Below are 24,077 nucleotides of genomic sequence, written 5' to 3' on the forward strand. Positions count from 1 at the left end.
AAGACCAGCAGCCAGGAGGAGAAATGAACGAGCTACTCGACGCCGCCGTCGCCGCGCACGGCGGCCTGGACCGATGGAACCAGGTCAAGTCGATCACCGTCGACGCCTCGATCACCGGGGCTCTCTGGTCCCTCAAGAGCCAGGATGACGCGCTCAAGGACGTTCGCCTCGAGGTGGACACCACGCGGGAGCGGCTGACGATGCACTTCACCGGCCAGGACAGACGGTCGGTCTTCGAGCCCCGCCGAGTCGTCCTGCAGCGCCGTGACGGCGCGCTCATCGAGGCACGCGACGACCCGGAGACGTCGTTCGACGGCCATCAGCTCCAGACCCCGTGGGACGACATTCAGCTCGCCTATTTCACCGGGGAAGCACTGTGGACGTACCTGAACACGCCGTTCCTCTACACCCTGCCCGGGTTCGTCACCGAGGAGATCGCCCCCGTCGAGGCCGACGGTGAAACGTGGCGGCGGCTGCAAGTGACGTTCCCCGACCACATCAAGAGCCACGCCCGCCAGCAGATCTCCTGCTTCGGCCCGGACGGACTGCTGCGCCGCCACGACTTCACCATCGACATCCTCGGCGGGGCGACCGGGCTGCTCTACGCCACCGGCTACCGCGACGTCGACGGCATCGTCATCCCCACCACGCGACGAGGCTACGCCTGGCAGGGCGACTACCAGCTCATCCCGGAGCCGCTGCTGGTCGCCATCGACATGGGCGAGATCACCGTCCGCTGACCGCAGGCGGCCGGCCGACGGCCCGTCCGGGACTGGCCGGTGATCACCAGATCCAGGTGGATTCCAAGGTCAACCGAAACAGAGAAACCCCAGGTCAGAGGCCTGACCTGGGGTTCACGATGGAGCCGCCTTCGGGATTCGAACCCGAGACCTACGCATTACGAGGCCACGAGGGGTCGTGACGGCTGGTTCCGGCTCATGCTCCGCAGTGCCGTTTTGCCTGATCAGAGCACGGTCGACTTCCCAGACTGCACTGCCTGATGCTGCCTCATCCAGAGGCGTCCGGCCGCACACCGGCCGCACACGGCCACACCGGACGCACCAGTCTGTCCAAGACTGAGCCTGTCGATTACCCACAACTGCTGGGGAACCGCGCAAGGAGACAGGGCTAGTTGCTCCCGGACGGCGCACGAGAGAAGCTCCTGCAGACGGTGAACGCCGCGCGGGACCGGCTGGTGGTGACATGGCTCGCCGATGGCAGGCTTCGAATCGGCGAGCTGTGCGGGCTGCACCTGATCGCCCTGCATCTGCGGGAGGACGCGGCCTGCAGCGAGTGCCGCGCAGACTTGGTGGTGGACCGCACGGCGTTCAACGTGGATCATCCAGGCCAGCGGCTACATCACCGCGCCCACCGGTGCCGCCCCGAGGCCCACTCCACCCAGGCCCTCAAGGCGAACGCGGACCTGGCCTTCGAGCGCGCCGAGTGCATCGACTGCGGCGCCTGCGTGGCGGCTTGCCCCAAGGGCGTCCCGCTGACCAGCATCGCCAACATGAACCGCGAGTTGCTCCGCGCCGCCCGCAGGCCGCAGGCGGCCTGCCAAAGCTGACGCCGAACACGAGGGCCCCGGAAACCGGCCGAGTGCGGTCCGGGGCCCTCATGCCGTCGCAGCAGGACTCAGGTCGTGGGCCCAAGCGGCGGAGCCTGCCGGATGCCGAACTCCCGTCGCAGCGCGGAGCGGGCGGCCAGGTAGCCGGACATCCCGTGGACGCCCGGCCCCGGTGCGGCCGCCGCGGAGCACAGGTACACCCCGCGCAGCGGTGTGCGGTAGGGGTCCCAGCGCGGCCCGGGACGCATCAGCGACTGCTTGAGGGTCACCGCGCCAGCGGCAATATCGCCGCCGACGTAGTTCGGGTTGTAGGCCTCCAGCGCTGCGGCGCTGATCCCACGGCAGGCCAGCACAGTGTCCCGGAAGCCCGGGGCGTACTGCTCGATCCGCGAAGTCACCATCTCCGCCGGCTCCGTGGGGTCCCCGTTGGGCACGTGCGCGTAGGCCCAGACCGGCCGCTGACCGTCTGGCGCCGCCCGCCCCGGGTCAGCCGCGCAGGGGTCGACCAACAGGACGAAGGGTGCGCCGCCGCGCCGGCGCCGGGCCACCGCCGTCTCCTGTCGGAAGATCTGCCGCTGAGTGCCGCCGAGGTGGACGGTCCCGGCCCGGCCGACCAGCGGCTCGGTCCACGGGATCGGCCCGCTGACCAGGTAGTCGACCTTGGCCGCGCCTGGGCCGTCGCGGAACCTGCCCAGCATCCTCCGGTAGCCGGCCGGAACCAGGTCCCCGCCGATCGTCAAGAATTCCTTGGCTCCGATGTCGAGCAGCACCGCTCGGATGCCGGCGAACCGTCGCAGGTCCGTGACCCGCTGCCCGGGATGGATCCGGCCGCCGTGCGCCAGCAGGTCGGCGGCCAGCACCTCGGCGATCCGGCCGCTGCCGCCCCGTGGCAGCGGCCAACCGCTGCCGTGGGCGAGGTGACCTAGCATCAGCGCGACAGCCGCCGAGGCCGGGGTCGGCATCGGCCCGACGACGTGCGCCGCCACTCCCGCCAGTAGGGCCGGCGCCTCCTCCCCGGCGAACTGCCGGGTGGCCAGCGGGCTGCCGTGGCCGAGAATCCGCCGCGCCAGCCGGAGGGCCGAGAGCGGATCGACCGCCGGGTTCGGCCGAACCGACAGCATCAGGTCGACCACCCCGGGGCTGCGTTCCAACAACGGACCCATCAAGGCCTCCCAGCGGCGCCCGTCTGGGCCGAGCCGCTCGCAGGTCCGCGCGAGGCTGTGGAACGCGAGCGCGGCGCGGCCACCCTCGAGCGGATGGGCGTAGCTGATCTCCGGCTGCCGCAGCTCGACCCCGCGTGCCAGCAGGTCGAACCCCCTGAAGAAGGGGGACGCAGCGACCATCGGATGCACCGCCGAGCAGATGTCGTGAACGACGTCCGGCCGGAACAGGGCCTGCGAGCGCAGTCCGCCCCCGATCTCCTCGGCTGCCTCGTACACGTCGACGGCCAGACCGGCCCTGGCCATGGTCACCGCTGCGGCCAGACCGTTCGGGCCACTGCCCACCACGACAGTGTCCGCGGTCATGGGGCTCCTCTCCTCGACACCGGCTGCTTTCCCAGCAGCATCCCGTCCGATGCTGTCCCGGCTCGCCCCGTCGACAAACCCGGACGGCCCGACTTTTTCTCGAAAGACCGTCCACACTCTTCTTCCGCCGCTGCGGGCCGGGCCGGCAGGATCTGAGAATTTCCACGCGGTTTGTCTGGTATCCGCCACCGCCCTCTGGGAGCACCACTCGTCCTAAATCGGACATTGCTGGATGTTTCCTGACCCCCGTTGCGCTGATCGGGACGCTCATGCACCATTGTTCGTACTACTCCTTTGGACCGGCGCCATTCCATGAGTCGGTCCGCCTCATCCATACCGCGAGGGATGCCATGCGTTTGGATATTAGGCACGTAAGAATGATCCTGGCTATCGCAGACGAGAGAAGCATCACCAGAGCCGCCCGCAGGGTTGGAATTCCCCAGCCGTCGCTCAGCGCTCAGCTCCATCGCATCGAAAAAGAACTGAGGATGGAACTCTTCTTACGCGAGCCCAGGGGTGTCGTGCTGACGGAGGGGGCCAGCCGGCTGATTCCCCACCTGAGGGCCGTCGACGCCGGCATGTCGATGCTCGAGACCACAGTGGAGAATGCGACGCACAACGAGGAGGCCTCATTCCTGCTAGGAGTGGGGTCCACTGCCCTGTTCGACACCCTGGCCGATTTCCCCCAACCCTCCGGCACTCGGCTGCAAATTGTGATGTCCGAGCCGGAGACCCTCTGGCCGTCGTTATTGAACGGCCTTCTCCATTTCGCGGTCACGTCGGAACTCGTCGAGACAGCCGAAAGGTATCATTCCGCTTTTCGGGTCGCTACGATACACGAAGAGGAGGTCGGCGTGGTCCTTTCGCCGGATCACCCCATGGGCGACTCCCAGGGGCTCAGCCTCGACGATCTGAGAAACGACCAGTGGACCGCGTACCCGCCGGGCACGACCCTGCACGACACCCTGGTCCAGTCATGCCGATCGGTAGGCTTCATTCCACACATCAGGTACTTCGCCACGTCGGAGCCCGGGCTGGGCAGAATCCTGGCCCGTAAGGACAGCGTCTCCCTCGGAACCCCGCTGTTCGCCGCCAGCGTCGGCGCGCGCTGGAAGAGCGTCGGCCTGCCCTCCGTCTGGCGGATGGTCGCCGCCTGGAACCCTTCCGTGCTCCGCCCCGCAGTAGCGACCGGTGTCATCGACCATCTGCGCAGACAGTCGATGCGGACGGCCGCGAACCACTGACCGGGCCCCGGCAGCTCTCTACCGCCGAGGCCGAGTGCCGGTCAGCAGAATGCACTCGTACTCCACCTCCAGGCCGCCGCCCGGCATCAAAGCGACCCGACGCTGCACGGCGTCAAGGAGCTGGGACCGCCGGTCGGCGGGCAGCGCGAGGTGTCCGCTCTCGGTGGCCAGGAGGCTGCGCCACTCGGCCGCCGAGTACGACCGGCGCCACGGGACGGCCTCCCGACGGACACCCTCGAAGCCCGCTTCCCCCAGTTCCCTCTCGAACAGGGCGAAGTCGATGGGAGAGCGCTCCTCCTCAGGCTCGCCATCGCCGTCCGCCGGGCCGCCCTCGTCCGCGAACCGCTGGTAGACGCGGGCGAGGGCATCCGCCACGTCGGCTTGGTGGGAGCCGATATTCCACACCAGGAGAAGCCTGCCGCCCGGCTTCAGGCAGTACCGCGCCTTCTGGGCCCGGGAGTCGGGCGAGAGCCAGTGCCACGCCTGACCGCAGGCGACCACGTCATACCGCCGGGTACCCGGGTCCCACTCCTCGAACGAGGACACGTCCACCCCGAGCCCGTTGGTCACGGCGACGGCGGCCATCCGCTCGTCGGGTTCGACGCCTTCGGCCTCGAACCCGACCGAGCGCAGGGCACGTCCCAACTTCCCGGTACCGCAGCCGATGTCGAGGACGGTCCCACCAGAGGCCACGTCGCCCAGGGAGCGACTCAGCCAGCCCACCGGGTAGTCCGGACGCATGCGGTCGTACTCGTCCGCCGCGACGCCGAACACGGTTCGCCCGTCGATGTGCATGTTCTGTGACTCCTCAAGTGGATCCGGTCAGGACGCGAACAGTAGATAACTGGCCAGCGATGCCAGGGTGAAGGGGGCAAGCCTGAGCGGCAGGATGCTCATGAAGCCCAGGTGCAGGGCAACACCCGCCACGACGGCGAACGGCCGGAGCGGGGGCACCAGCAGACCGACCGGCAGCAGGATCTCCAGCGCGACGACCAGCACGGCGAGGACACGCCAGCGCCGGGGCACGGCGCCGGCGGCCATGGCCGCGGTCGCCCCGGTCGGCGGGTGCCAGTACTCCCAGCCGACGATCCGGGGCCGCACAGTGGCGGCGATGTAGGCCTGTTGGACCAGCGACAGCCCGCTCATGAACTGGGGCGACCGCAGCTTCTGGTAAGCGCTGTTCCAGTAGACGTCCACCGTCAGCAGGACGATCAGGAACTGGCTCCACGCATTGCCGGTGCTGACCCCGTCGGACGGCGCGAGCGTCGTGCCCAGGTTCTGGGCCGGCAGCAGGAAGCAGAGGCACGTCACGAGGTAGATGGTGTTGAAGCGGTACTCGTAGCACAGCTCCTGCGCGAACCCGAGGAGCAGGACCACGATCGCGGCCCTGGACTGGATGCCGAACAGGAGCAGCACACTCGCCGCGAGTCGGGCGACCACCAGCGGCTGGTGGACCGAACTGAGCAGCCTGGCCCTGTCGATGCCCCACCGCCGCTCCAGCCGGAAGCGTCCGAAGGAGCCCGCGCGCAGCCTGTTCCAGTCCCCGAGGAAGAGCGTCGCCCCCGTCTTGAGCAGGGCGGCGACAGCGATGAGCACCCGGTACACCTGGATGCGGCTGTCGTGCACGGGCGTCGAGAAGCCGGTCAGCAGCTCACGAAACAGCCACATGGCCATCCACGATTCCCACCGCGCGCTCGCCGAATGGTCCGTAGGCGACGCCCGAGCAGGTCACCTCCGGGTACCGCTCCCGGAGATACTGCACGTAGTCGTCGAGCTGGTCCGGGCCCACCATGAACTCGCCCCGTGGAATGGCCCGGTAGAGCTCGGTCACGACCCGTTCACCGGTGGGCGAGGAGGTCTGCGCGACCTCCGTCGTGACGATCACCGCAGTGGCCCAGGCGTACATGGGCCAGCTCATCGCCCTGCCCACGGGGGGCAGGAAGCCGGCGTGCACCATCCTGAGGAACAGTGCCGCGGTCAGTGAGAGTTCGACGACCTGTCGCACTCGGGGCCTCCGTCTCCGGTGAGCTGGTGTGACAACACGGGGAGGGCCATGCAGAGGCGTCCGCGACGCCCCTGCATGGCCTCAGATTCACCGCAGAACCAGGTGCTTGAGGCTCTCCACGCGGTTGCGGGCGGTCAGCGCCACAGCGAGCTTCTTGATGACGGCCATGTTCTTCACCTCCTCTCGGCGTTGGAACGGACGGGCCCCGGATCAAACCGGGAGTCATGGGGGGAACCGGCGGCAAGCGGGTCAGACCAGGAAGACCGGTCCGACCGCGGCAAGCTTCACGCGCCGGGTCTTGGTGCCGAACGGCGCGTTCTTCCGGATCACCGCCGGCACGGAGCCGTCGATGGCGAAGTATCCGTAGTCGACGTAGGATTCCTCGGCGAGCAGCCGTTCGTCGCGCACAATCGCGCTGCGGGTGGGATGCGAGGCGATCAGCCGCTGGACGATCCACGCCTCACCGGAACCCAGCGCGGACTCGACGGCTCCGCTCCAGGTGGCCTCGTCGGCCTCCGCGCCGACCGTGACACCGCGGCCGCAGAAGCCGGCTCCGGGTTTCAGCACCAGTTCCGAGCGGTGCGCCAGCACCCATGCCGGAAGATCGACCGACTCGCCGTCGACCGTGGTGGTGTCCTCCTCCAGGACCCGCGTCCACGGAACGAAGGTCGCCAGCACGTCCGCCAGGGCACGTGGCATCCGGCCCGCGTCGAGTTCCTCGGACAGCGGGGCGAGGACGGTCTTGTTGGCCGCGATGGCGTCCTCCAACTCGTCGGCGATCACCACGCGTCCGGCCCTGGCAGCCTCCAGCAACGGGGCCAGGAGTTCGAAGTTGCCGACCGGGTCCGGCTCCTCCGCGGCGAACCGGTAGAGCAGAGCGCACCGCTCGTCCCCGTGGAACACACCGTCCGGCCTGACCTCCAGGTCCTCGACCGCGGCGACCTCGGCGCGCAGCCCGTGCCGCCGGAGTTCGCCTGCCATCAGTTCGAAGTCGGCGTCGTACTCCCGCAGTTCGGCCGCGAATTCGATCACGGCGATCCGGGCCGACGTCGGCTCTCCGGCTGCATGCAGCCGGCGCGAGAGGTAGGCGGCCAGGACGGCCACGGCATCCTGCCGGCGGGCCCCCAGGGCCCGTAGGTGGTCACCGATGGCGGGAGCGGTTTCGAACAGGCGCCCGAGGACGTCGGCCTCTGGCATGAACCCGCAGCTCGACCCGGCGTTGGGCTCGACGATCGAGATCGCGTCACCGTTCAGGACCACGTCGGGCCGGCAGATGGTCAACCAGTTCGGACGGCGACTGGTGTCCACGTAGCGAAGAGTCGGCTCCTCCAGGCGCAGCGCGGCGGCCAGGTGTTTCCAGGAGGACTGGAAGCGGGTGTCGAAGAGGTGGTCCAGCCCACGGCGCAGCGCCGTGTGGCAGGCGGCCATCCTCTCGACCGCGGCGGCCGGCAGCAGAGCGGGCGGAACGGGGAGGAACTCGCCGTGCCACCGCAGGTTCTGCCGCACGATCTCCCGCGTACCGGGCCCGTCGGCGCCGAAGTGGGCGATGATCTCCTCGTCGTGACTCATCGCAAACTCATGGAGTGGCGCGTTGAGTTCATGGATCTGTTGTTCGAGTGTGATCACGTCAGATCCCGGCCGTCGAGGACGTGGTGGCCTGCGCACCGCCTCCGGACGCGACCGCCGCCGTAGCCGTCCTGAGCGACCACTCCTCGCCGCCCCGCCGGGTCCGCAGCACGACGTGCGGCTGTGGGTCGTCCAGCTTCAGCTGTATGGTGCGCTCCGTTGTCCAGCCCGACCACCGGAACTCGTCCCCGCCCACGTGCACCAGCCCGAACCTCGGCTTGCCCTGCACCGACAGGACGAGCCTGCCGTCCACCTCGGCCGTCGACACCTCGACGCTGCTGGTGTCCTCCAGGAAGGACCCGTCGAGTTCCTCCCAGGACAGGAACGCCCCCGGCACCTCGAATCGGCACGCCAACTCGGCCGGGTCCATGGTCAGTTGAACGGCAGGCTTCGAGAAGAGGTAGCCCTCGACGTGCTCCGGCCGCTGGAAGACCGGCGGGAGCAGACCGAGAAGCTCCCCGGACACCTCCACGTCGACCACCAGGTGGACCCGGGTGGCTGCGCCGGTGTTCTGAACCGTGTGCCCACGGGTGAAGTCCGCGTACCAGAGCTGACCCGCCGCCCAGCAGTGGTCCTCCCCGCCGATGCTGAGAGTCGCCTCGGGCACCGTCACCAGCGGCACGTGCAGGCGCGCCACTCCCCAGGGCAGGTTCCACTTGGTGTCGCTGTGCAACGGGGATCGGGCTCCGGGCCCGAGAGCCATCAGGCGGACCGAGCGCACCGGTTGGGGAAGCGCCGCGATGACCTCCCGGAGGGAAGGAAGCCGATCCAGCCAGGCGGTGTCCGCGAAGTCCTCCAGGTCCGGCCCGCCGGGATCGGTCCGCGACTGGGCGCCGCCGATGCTCCGCAGCGGAATGGTCCGCCAGTCGGACTGGGTGGCCGGAGCTCCGAGGCCCTCGCCGGTCATGATGAGGATCTTCGACCAGGTCCCCGGCGCGACATCCGCCAGCTCCTTGAGTACGGGCGCGACATCGAAGTCCATGTCGAGCCGCGCCACCGGGGGCAGCGCGCGGAGCACCGGGGCCGCAGGCCAGGGATCGACGCTTCGCATCAGTTCTCCTCCTTCTAGGGCAGCGCACTTCGATGAGACGGATTCATCCAGAGCAGCCTGGGACCGCTGATTCGGTCCTGGCGGTGGCACCCGCCCCTGTATCCCAGGGGACGGGTGCCTTACTCAGCCTCAGTGGACGTAACGCATAGCGCACCTCCTCCGCCGTCGTCCCGGCACCGATTCGGTGTTGGAAAGGACACTACGCAGCCGCAGCCCGGGCCGGGAAATACCATCTGACCGGAACAGCACGCCAAGATGGTATGGATGGCCAGCGCGGCCTCGTGGAAAGGTATCCCCGAGACTCGGCCGAGAGGGCCGGGAATTCATGAACAACACAACTGACAAAGGGGATCCCATCCATGGTCGTCTTCGATCCGCTTAATCCCGAAATGCTCGAAGACCCGTACTCCGTCTACGCCCGCCTGCGTTCCGATGATCCCGTGCACTGGCATGACGGACTCAAGGCATGGGTGGTGACCGGATACCGCGACTGCCTGGGGGTGCTTCAGAACCCGGAGGCCTTCAGCTGCGACTTCCGCAAGATCGGCGACGCCGTCCCCCAGGAGTTCTTGAGTATCCAGACCGTTGATCCGCCGCTGCACGAGGCCATCCGCAAGCCGATCATCGCCGCTCTGCGGAAGATGGACATCGCGGCCTGGCTCGACGGGGCCGCAACCGCCGCGGACGCCCTGATGCATGAGGTCGACCACGACGGGTTCGATTTCATCGAATTCCTGGAGCAGATCTCCGCACGTACGATGTGCACCTTCCTCGGGATACCCGGTCCCGCCGATGAGGGAACCGTGCGGGCCGCCCAGCGCGACCTCATCCTCAGCATGGACGCGGGATTGGATCCAGAACGTGCACCGGCCGGCGTCCGCGCCCGCGGATTTCTCAGCGACATCATCGAGCCCTGGCTGGACCAGCCGAAACCGGGCGGTTTCATAGACCACGTGGAATTCGACAAGAGTGCTGACATGCGCCATTATCTGGTTAATTCGCTGCGCAACTTCTTCGTGGCCGGCTATTCCTCGACCAGCAGCACCCTGGGAAGCGTCACGGCGACACTGCTCCGGCACGGCACGCTGGCGGCAGTCGAACCCGCGACGATCGACGCGGTCGCGATGAACGAGCTCGTCCGCCACAGCGGTGCCGTCCAGGCGGTGAGTCGGGCCGTCGTCCGGGACGTCCGCCTCCCCTCGGGTCACCAGGTCGACGCGGGCGACGTCGTGATCGCCGTGGTGGCATCCGCCAATCGCGATGGGACCGCATTCCGCGACGCCGACGAGTTGCGCCTCGACCGCTCGCCGAACCCGCACCTCGGCTTCGGTCGAGGCGTCCATGCCTGCACTGGCACACACCTGGCGGTCGCACTGGGATCCCAGGTGCTGACCCGGCTCAGCCGGAAGTTCGTGTTGAAGCAGGCCGGGTCGGCGGTACGGCGCCCCACCGGCACGTTGCGCGGCTTCGACAGGCTGCCGGTCCGGCTGATCCGCCGCTGACCGGCCGACCGACGAACCACCGCGATCCACCCTGGAGTCGAAGAGTCATGGACGAGACCGTTCGCTTCCCCTATGCGCGCTCCTGCCCGTTCGATCCGCCGAGGGAGTACGGCGAGCTGCGCCGTCACTCCCCCGCCGTCCGAGCCACGTTCATGGACGGCCCGCCGCTGTGGCTGATCACCCGGCATCGAGAGGCGCTCGCACTGTTGTGCGACAACCGGTTGAGCACCGACCCGCAGCAGCCGGGCCATCCGTTCGCCGCGATGGCCGCACACGGCCGTCAGCGGGCCGGCCAGTTCATCGACATGGACCCGCCCGAGCATGACTACTACCGCAAGGTCCTCATCTCCGAGTTCAGCTACCGGCGGGCTCGGGAGCTGAGGCCCGTCATCGAGCGGACGGCCCACGAAGTGATCGACGAATTCGCCGCGGCCGGATCCGCCGATCTCGTCGCACAGTTCAGCTATCCCTTCTCCACGCGCGTGATCTGTCACCTGCTCGGTGTGCCGGCCGAGGACAGCACGTATTTCAACGACTGCACCCAGAAGATGATCGACAGCTTCTACGACAGCGCGGCGCTCCCGGCGGCCCGTCAGCAGCTGTTCGACTACCTGGAGGCCCTCGTCACCCGAGTGGAACGGGCCCCCCGCGCCGACACCCTGATCGGCCGCCTGGTCGCCCGGCAGCGCCGGACAGGCCGGCCCGACCACGACTCCCTGGTGGGCATGGTTTTCCTGCTGCTGACGGCGGGCCATCAGACCGTCGCCAACATGCTCTCCCTGGGGACCTACACCCTGCTCCGGCACCAAAAGCAGCTGGCGGAACTGCGGGCTGACCCCGGCCTCTGGCCAGCCGCGATCGAGGAGCTGCTGCGGTTCCACTCGATCGTCGACTGGGTCGGCTTCGACCGCGTGGCGTTGGAAGACATCCCGCTGGGTGAGCACACCATCGCCGCCGGGGAAGGGGTATTCGTGCTGGGAGCGTCGGCAAACCGGGATCCCGGGGTGTTCACTGATCCCGACGTCCTCGACATCCACCGCGACGCCCGCAGGCACCTGGCGTTCGGCTTCGGGGTGCACCAGTGCATCGGCGGGAGCATCGCGCGGGTGGAGCTCGAAGTCGGCTACCAGGCCCTGTTCGACAGACTGCCCCGGCTGGCCGTCGCAGCCGAGCTCGACGACTCGTGTTTCCGCTACGAGGCCCGCACCTTCGGCATGATCCGCCTTCCGGTGCGGTGGCGGCCGTGATGGTGCGGGTGCTCCGCGAGCGGTGCATCGGTGCGGGTCAGTGCATGCGAACGGCTCCGGCGGTATTCGAATCCGATGCATCGGGCGGCGTCCAGGTGGTGGAGGAGGCGGTAGGCGACGCTTCCGGAACCGAGGTCCGGCTCGCCGCGCAGCTCTGTCCGGTCCAGGCGATTCTGGTGGCGGACACAGCCGGATAGGCGGCCGGTACCTGTCCGGTCAGACCTGCGGCTCCGAGACTGCAAGGCCGGTCAGCGAGATCGAGGCCGCCCACGCGGCGGTCGCAAGGGTCGCGAGGCCCGCGCAGGCCATCGCCGTCGCGGCGGTGGTCATCTGGGCGAGCCCTCCGAAGACAGCGGGCCCCACGCCCTGCAGTGTCATCAGTCCGGATGCCAGCAGACCGAACGCCTGACCCTGCCGGGGCTCGGCCACGGAGTCCAGAAAAGCTCGCTGGAGCCCGAGGCCGTAGGCGAAGCCCATTCCGGTGGCTACGAGGAGCACCACACAGAGCGCGTACGGGGGGTGGGAGAAGAAGACGATCAGCGGGGTCCCCAGGAGCGCCATGAGGGGCACCACGGCGCGCTTCCGGGCAGCGGGGCTCATCAGACGGCCGGTGACCAGGTCGCCGATCAGCATGCCGCTGGGAAGGCTGGCGAGCAGCCAGGCCGAGGAACCGGTCCAGAATCCGCTTTCGCCGGCGTAGGGCACGATGAGGCCCTCGGCCCCCGCGACAAACCCGGCCGGCAGCCAGAACGCGATCAGCAGCCTGCGGACCCGGACGTCGGCCAGCAACCGGCGGGTGCTCGACAGGCTGTCGTGCACCACGGACCGGAAGCCGCCGTCCGCCGGGTGCCCGGAGGCCGTTCGCCCGGGAGTCGGGAGGCGGGGCAGGCCCGTCCGTACCAGCGCCGCGGCGACGGCGTAGGCCAACGCGCCGACCAGCAGCGCATGGTGTGGCCCCACCACGGTCACGGCGATGCCGCCGGCTGCCAACCCGATCAGCTGCGTACTGGAGCTGACCATGTTCAGCAGCGACCGTCCCAGGACATAGGAGTCGCCGGTTAGCGTTTCCCCCAGGAGCCGGTTGCTCGCACCCCCGGCAACCGGCGTCAAGCAGGCCACAACCGCCACCAGCACCAGGCAAGCCCAGACTGGTAGATCGGCCAGGGCAAGCAGCGTCGCCGCCGCGCATTCGAACATGTACCCCGAGGTGATGAGCCGTCGCGGAGGGATGCGGTCGGACAACGCGCCGAGCAGCGTGGAGCCGACCACCTGCGGCACGAAGCCGATCCCGAAGGTGACGGCGCCCAGCAGTGCCGATCCGGTCCTGGTGTAGACCAGGATGGCGAGTGTGGCGATCCGTAACGAGTCTGCGGTCCCGGTCAGGGCGCTGGCGGCCAGCAGCAACCGGAACCGTGACACAGCCATCACCTGGCGGTAGGGCGTGCGTGTCTGCGACGGGGGTTCAGAGGTCATGCGCAGCAGCGTGCCGTCGGGCGGTCGCCCTGGCGACTCATTCGTCCCACGACGTAACCTGGCGCCGTGCTGCGCATAGAGATCACCGCTGACGCGTTGTTGTACAGTCGGTTCGCGTTGTCACCGGCCTTCGAACTCGCTAGCTTGCTGCGGTTGTTGAGCGGGCATAACGACCGACAGCTACCGCCGCCGTGGTCGGCCCGGCTGACACCGCAGTTCCAACAGCTTCGGCGGGAGACCGACCTGGACGCCGTCCTCGCCCTGCAAACGGACAGATTCGGCGCGGAGCTGATCGCGCCGCCGCCGACAGGCCTCGGGCAGCGCTGGGAGGACGATCTATCAGCGATGCTCCGCACCTCGCCCGCTCAGGCCCGCCACGAGGCGGAACGCTGCATCGCCACCGGCGTCGTGCTCGATCCCCGGGTCGTCGCGCTGCTGCGCGGTGAGGATCTGGTCGGCAGCATCGCCCGCACCCTGGATCAGGCGTGGCAGGTCCTCTTGGCACCGGACTGGGCACGCTTACGAGCCGTCTGCGAGAGGGACGTCATCCACCGCGTCGGGCAGTTGGGCCGCTCGGGATGGGCGTCAGTGCTCGACGGGCTGCACGACGGCGTCACCTGGAACGACAATGGCGTCACCGTTCCGGACGCCACCCCACCCGTGGTCACACTTGCCGAGGACGGCCTACTGCTGGTCCCCTCGGTGTTCCTCGGCCCCGGGGTGGCCGCCCACCTCGACGGAGCCTGGCCCAAGACCCTGATCTACCCGGCCCGCGGCACTGCCGCACTGTGGAGCGTCCCCGGCTCGCCCAGGATCGACGCCCTCGCGGCCCTGATGGGCCCTTCCCGCGCCCGACTGCTGGTCACACTCGGAGCGCCCGCCAGCACGACACAGTTGGCCAAGAGCCTCGACATGGCGACCGGAGCCGTGGGAGACCACCTCGCGGTCCTACGCCGAGCCGGCCTCCTGCAGCGGGCAAGATCCGGCCGCTCGGTCCTGTACCGCCGCACCCCCCTGGGCGATGCCCTGCTGCGCGCCCATGAAGGATCCTGAGGACCACCCGCACTGGTCGGCCCCGGGGCTGTGCCGGGGCGCCCAGGCAGCGCCTGCAGAGGCACCTGGGCCGGCGGGACGTCCCGCGCGACGACTACGGCGCCCTGCTTGGTGACGTCGCCGGCCACGCACGCGTCTTCACTCCGCGACCGCCCTGATCAGCTGGTACCGAGGGCGTTCTTACGTGATGCGCGGACGCCCTCGATCGTCTCCTTGCTGATCAGGTGGACACCCGGCCCATGGCGTCCGACCGGCTGTCAGGTCGTCGGCCTCCCCGCTCTCGCCGGGCAATTCGGGATCCGACCCAGCGGCTCGCTGGGCGAGGTAGTGCTGCCGCACGGCCGCGCGGACCTGACCGGTGGGTGCCGGGCTCTGCTGCGACGCCGATCCGGCGGGGTTGCCCATAGCGGGCGCGTACCCGCCTAGCGAACAGGCAGCGGCGGGCAACCCGGGGAATCCGCCTGTCACCGGATCCACGACATGGTTGCTCAACTGGGCCACAGCCGGGGACTTGGTCGGGTGCGACAGCACCTTCGCCTTGGCCGCTCCGGCGGACCGCGTACATCGGGGCCATCAGACGCTCGGTGCTCCGCGAGATGAGATTCAGCCGGTTCTGCCGCGCAATCCGAAGACCGAGGCGATGCCAGTCCAGCTACTCCAGAGCTGCGGCCAGCACCCGGTCGAGTTCGAGCACGGCGAGCGCGTCCTGCAGCAGGAAGCGACGAGCCAGAAGCAAGCCGCTGCTGAGCCTTGGACTCGGTTTTCTTGGCAGCCCCTCCAAGATCACCAATCTTGGCCCCGCCGTGAGCAGCCGCACCCGCACAACCGCCTCCAGCAGACTGGCAAGCGGCTGGCCTCCGACCACACCCATTCCCGCCCCGTACTACGCGCGAACCTCCGCATCACACCAACCGCTTTGTCGGACGCGGACAAAGCGGCACTCGACCATGCCTCGCAAGAATGCGATCCGCACCCCTCGCCAGCAGCCTCGCTGCACAGATGGCCGCACCTTGGCCGCACCTACCGCCCGACGGTCTGTCGGACCTGTCACAGCCCCCCGCAAACCCGCAGGTCAGAGCCATGTCCTACTCAAAGCTACCGAGAGTCGGCACGTCGTGACCTACGCACTCCATGCATAGCCTCACAGTCTCCGAAGTAAACGCCTTCCATGGTCAACAAACACGAAAAACCCCAGGTCAGAGGCCTGACCTGGGGTTCACGATGGAGCCGCCTTCGGGATTCGAACCCGAGACCTACGCATTACGAGTGCGTTGCTCTGGCCAACTGAGCTAAGGCGGCACCGCTGCCGTCCAGCACCCGCGAGAAGCAGGTCCGCATCAGCAACGCGGGCCAGTCTACACAGGTCCGAGGGGTGATCCGAACCTGGTTCGAGCGCGGGGTCAGGCGGAGGAAGCGGCGAGCTTGGCGGCGAAGCCCGCGAAGAGGAGGGCGACGGCGCTGGTGAGGCCGGCGGAGAGGCGTCGGCGGCGGCGGAAGCCGGCGGCCAGGCGGGTGCCGGTGAAGATCAGGGTGGAGAGGTAGACGAAGCTCATCGCCTGCAGGATGCCGCCGAGCAGGATGAAGGAGAGGGCCGGCGTGCCGTAGTGGGGGTCGACGAACTGGGTGAAGAAGGAGAGCAGGAAGAGGATCGCCTTGGGGTTGAGCAGGCTTATCACCAGCGCACGGCGGAACGGGCGCTCGCCTGCGGCGGCGGTGGCCTGCGGTGCCGGCTCCGCTGTGTCGGCGGCCCGGCGTTCGAGCCAGAGGGCGCGGGCGGCGCGGAGCATGCCGAGGCCGATCCAGAGCAGGTAGGCCGCGCCGCCGAACTTCACCACCGCGAAGGCGTCGGGGTTGGCCTTGAGCAGCGAGGCGGCGCCCAGTGAGGTGAGGGTGATCAGGGTGAAGTCGCCGAGGAAGACGCCGGCGGCGGCCCGGTAGCCGGTGCGGATGCCCTTGCGGGCGGCCACCGACAGGACGTAGAGCGAGTTGGGGCCGGGCAGCAGGACGATGATCAGCGCCCCGAGCGTGTAGGTGGCAAGGTCGGTGACTCCCAGCACTGCGGGTCCTTCCGGCAACCAGGTAGATGCGAGCTAGTCATCGTACCGGCCGCACCGGGCGCGACCCACACCTCACTTCGTGCAGCGCAGCCCCTGGGCCGGCGGCTTCCCCTCCAGCAGGTAGTGGTTGACGGCCGAGTCCACGCAGTCGCTGCCCCGCCCGTACGCGGTGTGCCCGTCGCCGTCGTAGGTCACCAGCCGCCCCGACTCCAACTGGCCGGCCAGCGACTGCGCCCACCCGTACGGTGTGGCCGGGTCACGGGTGGTGCCGACCACCACGATCGGCGCGGCGCCGGCCGCCCGGACGGTGTGCGGCGCGCCGGTCGCCTTGACCGGCCAGTAGGCGCAGGCCAGCGCCATCCAAGCCATGTCCCGCCCGAAGTGCGGCGAGGCCTGTTCGAAGTCCGGCACCGCGCGCTGGACGTCCGCCGGAGAGGTGAAGGCGGGTGGCAGGTCCAGGCAGTTGACCGCCATGTTGGCGAACATCAGGTTGGGGTAGCCGCCGTCCGCGGTGCGTTCGTAGTACGAGTCGGAGAGCCGCAGCAGCGGACCGCCGTCACCGTTCTTGGCGGCCGCCAGCGCATCGCGCAGCTCGGGCCAGAGGAAGTCGGCGTACATCGCCTCGATCACCCCGGTCACCGCCTGGGCCTCGGTCAGCTTCCGAGTGCCGTCGCCCGCCAGCGGCTTGGCGTCCAGCCCGGTGAGGAGCGCGTCGAGCTGCTGCCCGGCCTGCTGCGCGGTCTGGCCGACGGGGCAGTCCGGGCGGGTGTCGCAGTCCTTGACGAAGGAGTTCCAGGCCGTCTCGAAGCCGCCGGCCTGGGTGCGGTTGCCGGCCAGCGAGTCCAGTGAGGGGTCCATCGCACCGTCCAGCACCAGTCGCCCCACCCGGGACGGGAAGAGCCCGGCGTAGGTCGCGCCGAGCATGGTGCCGTAGGACTTGCCGACGTAGTTGAGCTCGGGGTCCCCGACCAGCGCGCGCAGCACGTCCATGTCGCGGGCCGCCTCGACGGTGCTGACGTGGCCGAGCAGGGCGCCCGCGTGCTGCCGGCAGCCGGCCGCGAACTCCTGGTCGGCGGCGACCAGCTGGTCGATCCCGGCCTGGTTCCCGGGGGTGCTGTCGACGGCGGTGTAGGCGTCCATCCGATCACCGCTCAGACAGCTGATCGGACTGCTCCGGCCGACCCCGCGCGGGTCCAGGCCGACCAGGTCGTAGGCGGCGCGTACGGCCGGCTGGTAGCCGGCGGCCACCGACTCGACGTACTCCACCGCCGAGCCGCCGGGGCCGCCCGGGTTGAGCAGCAGCGAGCCGAGCCGCCGCGCGCCGCCCGCGCCGTCGGCCGGACGGCGCACGGCGGTCAGCGTCAGGTCGCCGCCCGCCGGGTGGTCGTAGTCCAGCGGCACCTTGAAGCTGGTGCACTCGAAGGTCTGGTCGCAGGGTTGCCAGCTGAGCTGCTGGGCGTAGTACGAGGCCAGCTCGGCGGGGATCGCGGCGGGCAGCGGCTGCAGCGGGGTCACTGCGGCGGGCGCCCCGGCCGGGCCGGTGGCGGTGGACGCACGGCCGTCCGAGGCTGACGAGGGCGACGAGGGGGCCCCGGCCGCCCCGGGCCGGTGGCCACCGGTGCACCCCGCCAGCAGCAGCCCCGCGGCGGCCAGTGCGAGGGCTCTGTGGAGCGCGGCGGCGGGCCGGGCGGCTGGCTGACCAGGGCTCATACGGAGTTCTCCCCTCGATGGCCGGCCCGGTCCAGGGCGACCGGGCGGGCGGCTGCTGCTGAGCGTAACCGGAGAAGGGCGCACGGCCCGGCGCACCGGCGGGGGTCAACCCGCCGGATGGACCAGCGTGTCCATCAGGAACTGCGCGGCGGCCCGGACCAGCCGCAACCGCGCCCGTTCCGGCGTGTAGTCCTGGACCACGTCGGAGACCTTCACCACCGCCCGCGCCGCCTGCCCCTTGCCCCCGCGCAGCGCGTCCGCGAGCTTGTGCGCCGAGGCCAGGCCGTCCGCGTCCGTCTTGGCGGCGGCCAGCAGCAGCCGGGGCGCGGGGCCCGACGGGGCGTCAGCGGCCGTCTGGGCCAGCGCGGCCGCGTCGTACCGGCCCGAGACGGCGGCCGCCGCCCCGTACAGGTCCGGGCGGGTGAGGCCGGCCGCGACGGCGCAGGGCGCGCCGCCGTCCACCCCGAGGGTGACCCAACCCTGCGGACCGGGCGGCAGGGTGCGGAAGGCCGTCGCGACGGCGGTGCGGATCGCGGTGTCGTCGGCCACCGCCTGCGGGGCGGCGGCGACCAGGTCGCAGGGGTGCTCGGTGCCGGTCGGCGCGGCGGGCGCCACGGCGATGAACGGGTGCGCGCGCCCCAGCTTGATCGCGGAGGCCAGGCCGTCGAAGACATCCGGCAACTCGGCGTCCGCCGTCCTGCCCGGCCCGGCGGCGTGCAGCACCAGCACCGGCAGCCGGGCTGACGGATCGTCGGCGTAGTGCGGCGGCAGCCAGACCCGCACCGCCCGCGGCCGCCCGTCGGCACCGGGCAGGGCGGCCTGCAGCAGCTCGCCCTCGGCGGGGTGGGCGACACTCTCGAACCGCACCGCGCTCGGCGACGGCGCGGCCGGTGGCGGCACCGGCGACGGCAGCAGCACCGTCGACGGCGCGGGCCGCTCGGCCGGCGGAGCCGCCCGCACCGCCCGCGCATCGGCCGCCGCCTCGACGCCGACCTGCCGCGCGCCGCCGCGGGCCCCCGGGTGCCCACCCAGCACGGCGGCCACCGCGAGCCCGGTGGCGCACATCCCGCAGCAGGCGGCGCCGACCAGCCGCAGCACCATCGGCCGCGGGTCGGTGGTCAGCTCATAGGTGCGGGCGGCCCGCTCGCCGCGCCAGCGGCTCAGCGCACCGTGGGCCAGCCAGCAGGCGAGCAGCACGACGGGGACGAGCGCCAGCAGGAGCAGCGGACGGGGCACCGGACACCACCTCAGGAGGTCGGGACTCGGTGCCCAGCCTGCAAGACGGCGACGCCGATCGAGCGGAGCGTCCCGGACGGGCGCCGACGTTCACTCGAACGAGCGAGCAGGCGGCGGCCCCTGACGTTGAGCCGGCACCGACACCCGGTCAGCCGGCTCGCAGCGCCACCGTCATCGCCTCGACCGCGAGCAGCGGATCGACGTTGCGGTCCAGCGCCCGGCGGCAGGCCAGCACCGCCTCGATCCGGCGCAGCGTGCTCTCGGGCGGACCTGCGGTGGCCACCTTGTCGAGCGCCGGCCGCTGGTCCTCGTTGGCGAGCGCGCCGGTCGAGCCGAGCTGCAGCGCGAGCACGTCGTGGTAGAAGCCGAGCAGGTCCAGCAGGGCGACCCCGAGGGTCTCCCGGCGGGTCCGGGTGGCCCGGCTCTTCTGCCGCTTCTCCAGCTCCTTGACCGCACCGGCCATCCCGCGCGGGGCCTTGCCGCCGAGCCCCTCGGAAGCGCCGTACGCGGCCTTCAGATCGTCGGTCTCCTTCGCGTCCCTGGTCTCGGCCAGCGCCTCCGCGTCCGCCTTGGCGGTGTCCACCAAGCGCTGCGCGGCCGCCAGGCAGCCGCCGATGTCGGCCACCTCCAGCGGGATCCGCAGCACCTCGAGACGCCGGCTACGGGCCTGCTCGTCCACCGCGAGGCGGCGCGAGCGCTCGATGTCGCCCTGCCCGGCCCGGGCGGCCAACTCGGCCACCGCCGGCTCCACCCCGTCGCGGCGCACCAGCAGGTCGGCCACCGCCTCGGCCGCCGGCGTGCGCAGCACCAGGTGACGGCAGCGCGAGCGGATGGTCGGCAGGGTGTCCTGGACGGACGGCGCGCAGAGCAGCCAGACGGTCCGCGGCGACGGCTCCTCCACGCCCTTCAGCAGCGCGTTCGCCGCCGCCTCGGTGAGCCGGTGGGCGGCGTCGATCAGGATCACCGACCAGCGGCCGCCGGTCGGGTAGCTGGACGCGCGCAGCACCAGTGCGCGCATGTCGCCGACGCCGATCGACAGGCCGTCGCTGCGGACGAACTTCACGTCCGCGTGGCTCTCGGACATGACGGTGTGACAGCCGTCGCAGAACCCGCAGCCGGGCACGCCGCCCAGCTCGAGATCCGGACTGGTGCACTGCAGCGCGGCGGCGAAGGCCCGGGCCGCGGTGGTCTGGCCCGCACCGGGCGGGCCGGTGAAGAGCCAGGCGTGGGTCATCAGCGAGGCGTTTCCCCCGGCCACCGCGCCGGAGCGCCCCGCGAGCACCGTCGCCCGGGCGGCGCGGGCGGCGGCGGTGAGCTGCTCGACCACCCGCTCCTGGCCCACCAGGTCGTCCCAGACGGCCACCGCTGCTCTCCTACCGACTACCTGAACTGCCTGAACTGCCCGAACTGCCGGAATCCGCGCTCCGACGCCCCCGAGCATACGGCGCGGCACCGACACGCCAGTCCGCTGCCGCCGCGCCGCCCCGCGGGCGGGCCGAGCTCTGCGGGCGCGTCGAGAACCAGACCCGCGAGCCCGCGCTCACTCACTTGCGCTTGCGGCGCCCCTTGCCGCCGCCCGGCTCCCCGTCCTCGGGCCCGGTGTCCTCCCAGCGCGCCCACTCGTCACGCGAGCCGAGCAGCGAGTCGGTGAGCGTCGGCAGGTCGTCCATCGGCGTCTCCTCGGCCCAGGACGGGCGCGCCGGTCGCTGCACCCGGGTCGGCTCGTCCGCCGCCACCGTCGGCAGCTCACGGGTGGGGTCGACCGGCGCCGCCTCGGGGCGCCACAGTCCCGGCGGCACCCGCTTCTCGGCCGGCAGCACCGGCGGCGGCCCGCTCGGCACGGCCTTGGGCAGCACCGCGGTCCGCTCCACCGCCGCCTCCACGGGCGCCGCCACCCGGCGCTGCTCCGGCTGCGGCGGCTCAGGCCGCTCCGGCTGGGCCGGCCGCTGCTTCGACTGCTCCGTCTCGGCCCGGCGCGCCGCGGCCTCCGCCGCCGCCACCGCGGCTTGCCGGTCCTGCTCGGAGATCTCCTCGGTCAGATCATCGGCGCCCGGGACGGCCAGCATCGGCAGCTCCGCCGTCATCGCCTCGGCGTCGTTCGCGGCCGCCGCGGCGGCGGCCGCCTCCTCCGCCAGCCGGGCCGCCTCGGCCCGCTGCAGCGCCTCCTCGGCCCGCCGGCGCTGTTCGGCGCGCTGCACGTCCCGCTGTCGCTGGAACTCGGCCTGCTGGGCGGCCTCCGCGTCCCGGCGAGCCTGCTCGGCGGCCTCGGCCGCCAGCCGGGCCTCCTCCTCGGCCTGGCGTGCAGCCTCCTCGGCCGCGCGCCGCTGCGCCTCCTGCTCGGCCTTGAGCCGGGCTTCCTCGGCCGCCTTGCGCGCCTCCTCGGCGGCCTTGCGAGCCGCCTCCTCCTTGGCGAGGCGCTCCTTCTCGGCCTGCTCGGCGCGCAGCTGCTCCAGCAGTTCGAGCCGCTTGCGCTCGGCGGCCTCGGCCTCGGCCTGCTGCCGGGCCTCCTCGGCCGCCCGCCGCTCGGCCGCCTCCCTGGCCACCCTGTCCTGCTCCCGGCGGGCCGCCTTCTCCTGCTCGGAGAGCGGCAGCTCGCGGTCCAGGCGGTGCCGGATCGCGGTGGTCACCAGGGCGGGCGCGGCACTGCCGTCGACCACCAGGTAGCGCACCGGGTCGGCCGCCGCCAGGGCGAGGAACCCGGCCCGGACCCGGGCGTGGAACTCGGTCGGCTCGGACTCCAGCCGGTCCAGCGCTTCGGTGAACCGCTCGCGGGCCTTGGTCGGGTCGACGTCCAGCACCACGGTCAGGTCGGGCACCAGACCGCCGGTGGCCCAGCGCGAGATCCGGGCCACCTCGGTGGCGGCCAGGTCGCGCCCGGCGCCCTGGTAGGCGATCGAGGAGTCCATGTAGCGGTCGGTGATCACCACCGCGCCGCGGGCCAGCGCGGGCCGGATCACGTTCTCCACGTGCTCGGCCCGGTCGGCCGCGTAGATCAGCGCCTCCGCCCGGTGCGACAGGCCGGTGTTGCCGACGTCGAGGACCAGGCCGCGCAGCCGCTGCCCGACCGGGCTGCCGCCGGGCTCGCGGGTCAGCACCACTTCGTGGCCCTTGCTGCGGATCCACTCGGCCAGCGCCTGCGCCTGGGTGGACTTGCCGGCACCGTCGCCGCCCTCCAGCGCGATGAAGAACCCGGTGCCGCCGGCCCGGCGCTCGGGGATCTCCCGACCCCGGCCGAGCGCCTCGAGCAGCTCCCGGCCGAACGGCACGGTGCCGCGCTGGTCGTCCGTCTTGAGCAGCACCACGCCGGCCAGCGCCAGGGTCAGCACCCCGGCGGTGGCCACCGCGAGTGCCGCGCCACCGTGGATGAAGGTGAAGCTACCGGGCCCCCGGTCGCCGTAGTCGATCTCGCCGTAGCCGGCCGCGAGCAGCGGCAGCGCGATGAGCGCAGCGCCGACCACGGTGCGCAGCACCGCGTAGAGGTGCTCGGTGACCCGGGACAGCCGGGCCTCCTCGACCTCCTGGGCGAGCAGCGCCCGGCCGACGCCGATCACGATCCCGGCGGCCGTCCCGGCCACCGCGGTGAGCAGCAGGATCAGCACGTAGTCGAAGACCAGCCCGGCCAGGATCAGCGCGGCACCGAGCAGCAGCAGCGCGATCGCGAGCAGCCGGCGGCGGGAGAGCGCGGGCAGGGTGACCCGGGTGAGCCGCAGGCCGAGCCAGGGCAGGCCGGTGGCGGCGAGCACCAGCAGGCCGTAGCCGACCGGCCCGGCGCCGTGCTCGGCCGCGGTGAGCAGCGCGAGCGCGGCGGTGCCGGCCATCGTGGCGTAGGCGGCGGCCACCGCGAAGGTGAAGTACGGGGCGGAGCCGGTGCGGCCCTTGCCGAGCGCCGGGCCGGGCGTCGCGTCGGTGGGCGCGCGCAGCCCGCGCAGCGGGGAGGCGGGCGCACCGGCGGCGGGCCGGCTCGGCAGGTCCTGGAGGTAGAGCAGGGCGGCCGAGGCGACGAAGAGTGCGGCCGCACCGAGGGTGGCGACCGTGACCTGATGCTCCCTCAGCCAGTGCACCCCGAGCGCGGCGAGCAGGTTGTCGATCAGCGTGAGGCCGACCAGGGCGAGCGCGGCCAGCGGCACGGTGGCCCAGCCGGTGCGCAGGTCCAGGGTGCGCAGGGTGTCCAGATTGGCCGCCGAGGGGCGCTGCTCGGCCGCCGGCGCGTACGGGTTGGCCGCCGGGAGCAGGGTGGGGGCGGTGACGCCCTTGGCCACCGACCAGACCCGCTCGGCGACACCGGCCGTGAAGACGGTGGCGAGCAGCGCGTAGGTCGGGTTGCCGCCGTGCAGCCAGACGATCCACCAGGGCGCCACCGCGACCAGCGCCGCGCGCAGCCCGTCGGCGCCGATCAGCGTCCAGCGGCGGTCCACCGGGCCGCTGAGCAGCCGGTGCAGCGGCCCGAGCAGCGCCACGCCGGCCAGCGCGGCGGCTACCAGCCGGACCGCGAAGACCAGGGTCAACGCGAACGCGACCCCGCGGTACCCGCCGCCGAACTGGTCGGCCCGGCTCGCGGCGGCGACGGTCAGCGCCACCAGCACCAGGAAGGCCAGCCGGTCGGCGGTGCCCCCGAGCAACTGGGTCACCCAGAGGCGTCGGTACGGGCGCAGCCGCAGCAGCGCCCGGGCGCGTTCGCCGGCAGTCCCGGCGGGGGCCACCGCCGGGAGGTCGGGCGGGGTTGCGGCGGCCTCGGGGGTGGGGGTTGGCTGCTGCTCGCTCGTCATACCGTCAGCGTAGC

General features: G+C 71.4%; 19 protein-coding genes, 1 tRNA gene and 1 pseudogene. 7 read left to right on the top strand and 14 right to left on the bottom strand.

All coding sequences use genetic code 11. The features are described from left to right. The first annotated feature begins 23 nt into the window (after positions 1–23). The gene (locus P3T41_RS06820; RefSeq protein WP_280688656.1) at positions 24–740 is read left to right on the top strand and encodes a hypothetical protein; all 717 of its coding nucleotides are present in this window, start codon (positions 24–26) and stop codon (positions 738–740) included. A 563-nt stretch (positions 741–1,303) separates the two neighbouring features. Continuing rightward, positions 1,304–1,567: pseudogene (locus P3T41_RS06825) on the top strand (4Fe-4S dicluster domain-containing protein); the annotation flags it as partial. Positions 1,568–1,635: 68 nt separating this feature from the next. Here P3T41_RS06825 and P3T41_RS06830 read toward each other — a convergent pair. Next, positions 1,636–3,093, bottom strand: coding sequence for an NAD(P)/FAD-dependent oxidoreductase (locus tag P3T41_RS06830; protein ID WP_280688658.1), 1,458 nt, complete (start codon positions 3,091–3,093; stop codon positions 1,636–1,638). Between the two features lie 350 nt (positions 3,094–3,443). Between P3T41_RS06830 and P3T41_RS06835 the strand changes: the two genes are divergently transcribed. Next, entirely contained in the window at positions 3,444–4,337 is an 894-nt protein-coding gene (locus P3T41_RS06835) for a LysR family transcriptional regulator (protein WP_280688660.1), read from the top strand. Positions 4,338–4,355: 18 nt separating this feature from the next. On the opposite strand, the gene P3T41_RS06840 is transcribed toward P3T41_RS06835, so the two are convergent. From P3T41_RS06840 to P3T41_RS06860, 5 genes are all read right to left on the bottom strand, one after another. Then, on the bottom strand, positions 4,356–5,132 hold the full coding sequence (locus tag P3T41_RS06840; protein WP_280688661.1) for a class I SAM-dependent methyltransferase: 777 nt from the start codon (positions 5,130–5,132) through the stop codon (positions 4,356–4,358). Between the two features lie 27 nt (positions 5,133–5,159). Next, positions 5,160–6,005, bottom strand: a complete 846-nt coding sequence (locus P3T41_RS06845; RefSeq protein WP_280688662.1) for a hypothetical protein — start codon at positions 6,003–6,005, stop codon at positions 5,160–5,162. Further along, positions 5,989–6,342 (bottom strand): hypothetical protein, encoded by a 354-nt coding sequence (locus tag P3T41_RS06850; RefSeq protein WP_280688664.1) that lies wholly within the window; start codon positions 6,340–6,342, stop codon positions 5,989–5,991. The genes P3T41_RS06845 and P3T41_RS06850 overlap by 17 nt, the downstream gene beginning before the upstream one ends. A 249-nt stretch (positions 6,343–6,591) precedes the next feature. Continuing rightward, on the bottom strand, positions 6,592–7,911 hold the full coding sequence (locus tag P3T41_RS06855) for a hypothetical protein (RefSeq protein WP_280688665.1): 1,320 nt from the start codon (positions 7,909–7,911) through the stop codon (positions 6,592–6,594). A 58-nt stretch (positions 7,912–7,969) separates the two neighbouring features. Beyond that, on the bottom strand, positions 7,970–9,019 hold the full coding sequence (locus P3T41_RS06860; protein WP_280688666.1) for an aspartyl/asparaginyl beta-hydroxylase domain-containing protein: 1,050 nt from the start codon (positions 9,017–9,019) through the stop codon (positions 7,970–7,972). A 359-nt stretch (positions 9,020–9,378) separates the two neighbouring features. Between P3T41_RS06860 and P3T41_RS06865 the strand changes: the two genes are divergently transcribed. From P3T41_RS06865 to P3T41_RS06875, 3 genes are all read left to right on the top strand, one after another. After that, positions 9,379–10,521 (top strand): cytochrome P450, encoded by a 1,143-nt coding sequence (locus tag P3T41_RS06865; RefSeq protein WP_280688667.1) that lies wholly within the window; start codon positions 9,379–9,381, stop codon positions 10,519–10,521. A gap of 263 nt (positions 10,522–10,784) precedes the next feature. Next, on the top strand, positions 10,785–11,768 hold the full coding sequence (locus tag P3T41_RS06870; protein ID WP_280688668.1) for a cytochrome P450: 984 nt from the start codon (positions 10,785–10,787) through the stop codon (positions 11,766–11,768). Continuing rightward, positions 11,768–11,965 carry a ferredoxin gene (locus tag P3T41_RS06875; protein ID WP_280688699.1) on the top strand — a complete coding sequence of 66 codons (198 nt, stop codon included), beginning with the start codon at positions 11,768–11,770 and terminating at the stop codon, positions 11,963–11,965. Before P3T41_RS06870 ends, P3T41_RS06875 begins: the two co-directional genes overlap by 1 nt. A gap of 19 nt (positions 11,966–11,984) precedes the next feature. Here P3T41_RS06875 and P3T41_RS06880 read toward each other — a convergent pair whose 3' ends face one another. Continuing rightward, positions 11,985–13,241 (bottom strand): MFS transporter, encoded by a 1,257-nt coding sequence (locus P3T41_RS06880; RefSeq protein WP_280688669.1) that lies wholly within the window; start codon positions 13,239–13,241, stop codon positions 11,985–11,987. A 66-nt stretch (positions 13,242–13,307) separates the two neighbouring features. On the opposite strand from P3T41_RS06880, the gene P3T41_RS06885 reads away from it, so the two are divergent. Further along, complete coding sequence (locus P3T41_RS06885; RefSeq protein WP_280688670.1) at positions 13,308–14,294, top strand: DUF5937 family protein; 987 nt, start codon at positions 13,308–13,310, stop codon at positions 14,292–14,294. A 652-nt stretch (positions 14,295–14,946) separates the two neighbouring features. On the opposite strand, the gene P3T41_RS06890 is transcribed toward P3T41_RS06885, so the two are convergent. From P3T41_RS06890 to tmk, 7 genes are all read right to left on the bottom strand, one after another. Further along, the gene (locus P3T41_RS06890) at positions 14,947–15,165 is read right to left on the bottom strand and encodes a hypothetical protein (protein WP_280688671.1); all 219 of its coding nucleotides are present in this window, start codon (positions 15,163–15,165) and stop codon (positions 14,947–14,949) included. A 351-nt stretch (positions 15,166–15,516) separates the two neighbouring features. After that, a tRNA-Thr gene (locus tag P3T41_RS06895) sits at positions 15,517–15,593 on the bottom strand. A 101-nt stretch (positions 15,594–15,694) separates the two neighbouring features. Continuing rightward, positions 15,695–16,351 carry a leucine efflux protein LeuE gene (gene leuE / locus P3T41_RS06900; RefSeq protein WP_280688672.1) on the bottom strand — a complete coding sequence of 219 codons (657 nt, stop codon included), beginning with the start codon at positions 16,349–16,351 and terminating at the stop codon, positions 15,695–15,697. 72 nt (positions 16,352–16,423) lie between these two features. After that, entirely contained in the window at positions 16,424–18,061 is a 1,638-nt protein-coding gene (locus P3T41_RS06905; RefSeq protein WP_280688673.1) for an alpha/beta hydrolase, read from the bottom strand. A 105-nt stretch (positions 18,062–18,166) separates the two neighbouring features. After that, the gene (locus tag P3T41_RS06910; protein WP_280688674.1) at positions 18,167–19,297 is read right to left on the bottom strand and encodes a hypothetical protein; all 1,131 of its coding nucleotides are present in this window, start codon (positions 19,295–19,297) and stop codon (positions 18,167–18,169) included. A gap of 148 nt (positions 19,298–19,445) precedes the next feature. After that, on the bottom strand, positions 19,446–20,660 hold the full coding sequence (locus P3T41_RS06915; protein ID WP_280688675.1) for a DNA polymerase III subunit delta': 1,215 nt from the start codon (positions 20,658–20,660) through the stop codon (positions 19,446–19,448). A gap of 181 nt (positions 20,661–20,841) precedes the next feature. Continuing rightward, entirely contained in the window at positions 20,842–24,063 is a 3,222-nt protein-coding gene (gene tmk / locus P3T41_RS06920) for a dTMP kinase (protein WP_280688676.1), read from the bottom strand. Positions 24,064–24,077 lie beyond the last annotated feature (14 nt).

Origin of the sequence: Kitasatospora sp. GAS204B (assembly GCF_029892155.1) — a bacterium.
Lineage (GTDB): Bacteria > Actinomycetota > Actinomycetes > Streptomycetales > Streptomycetaceae > Kitasatospora.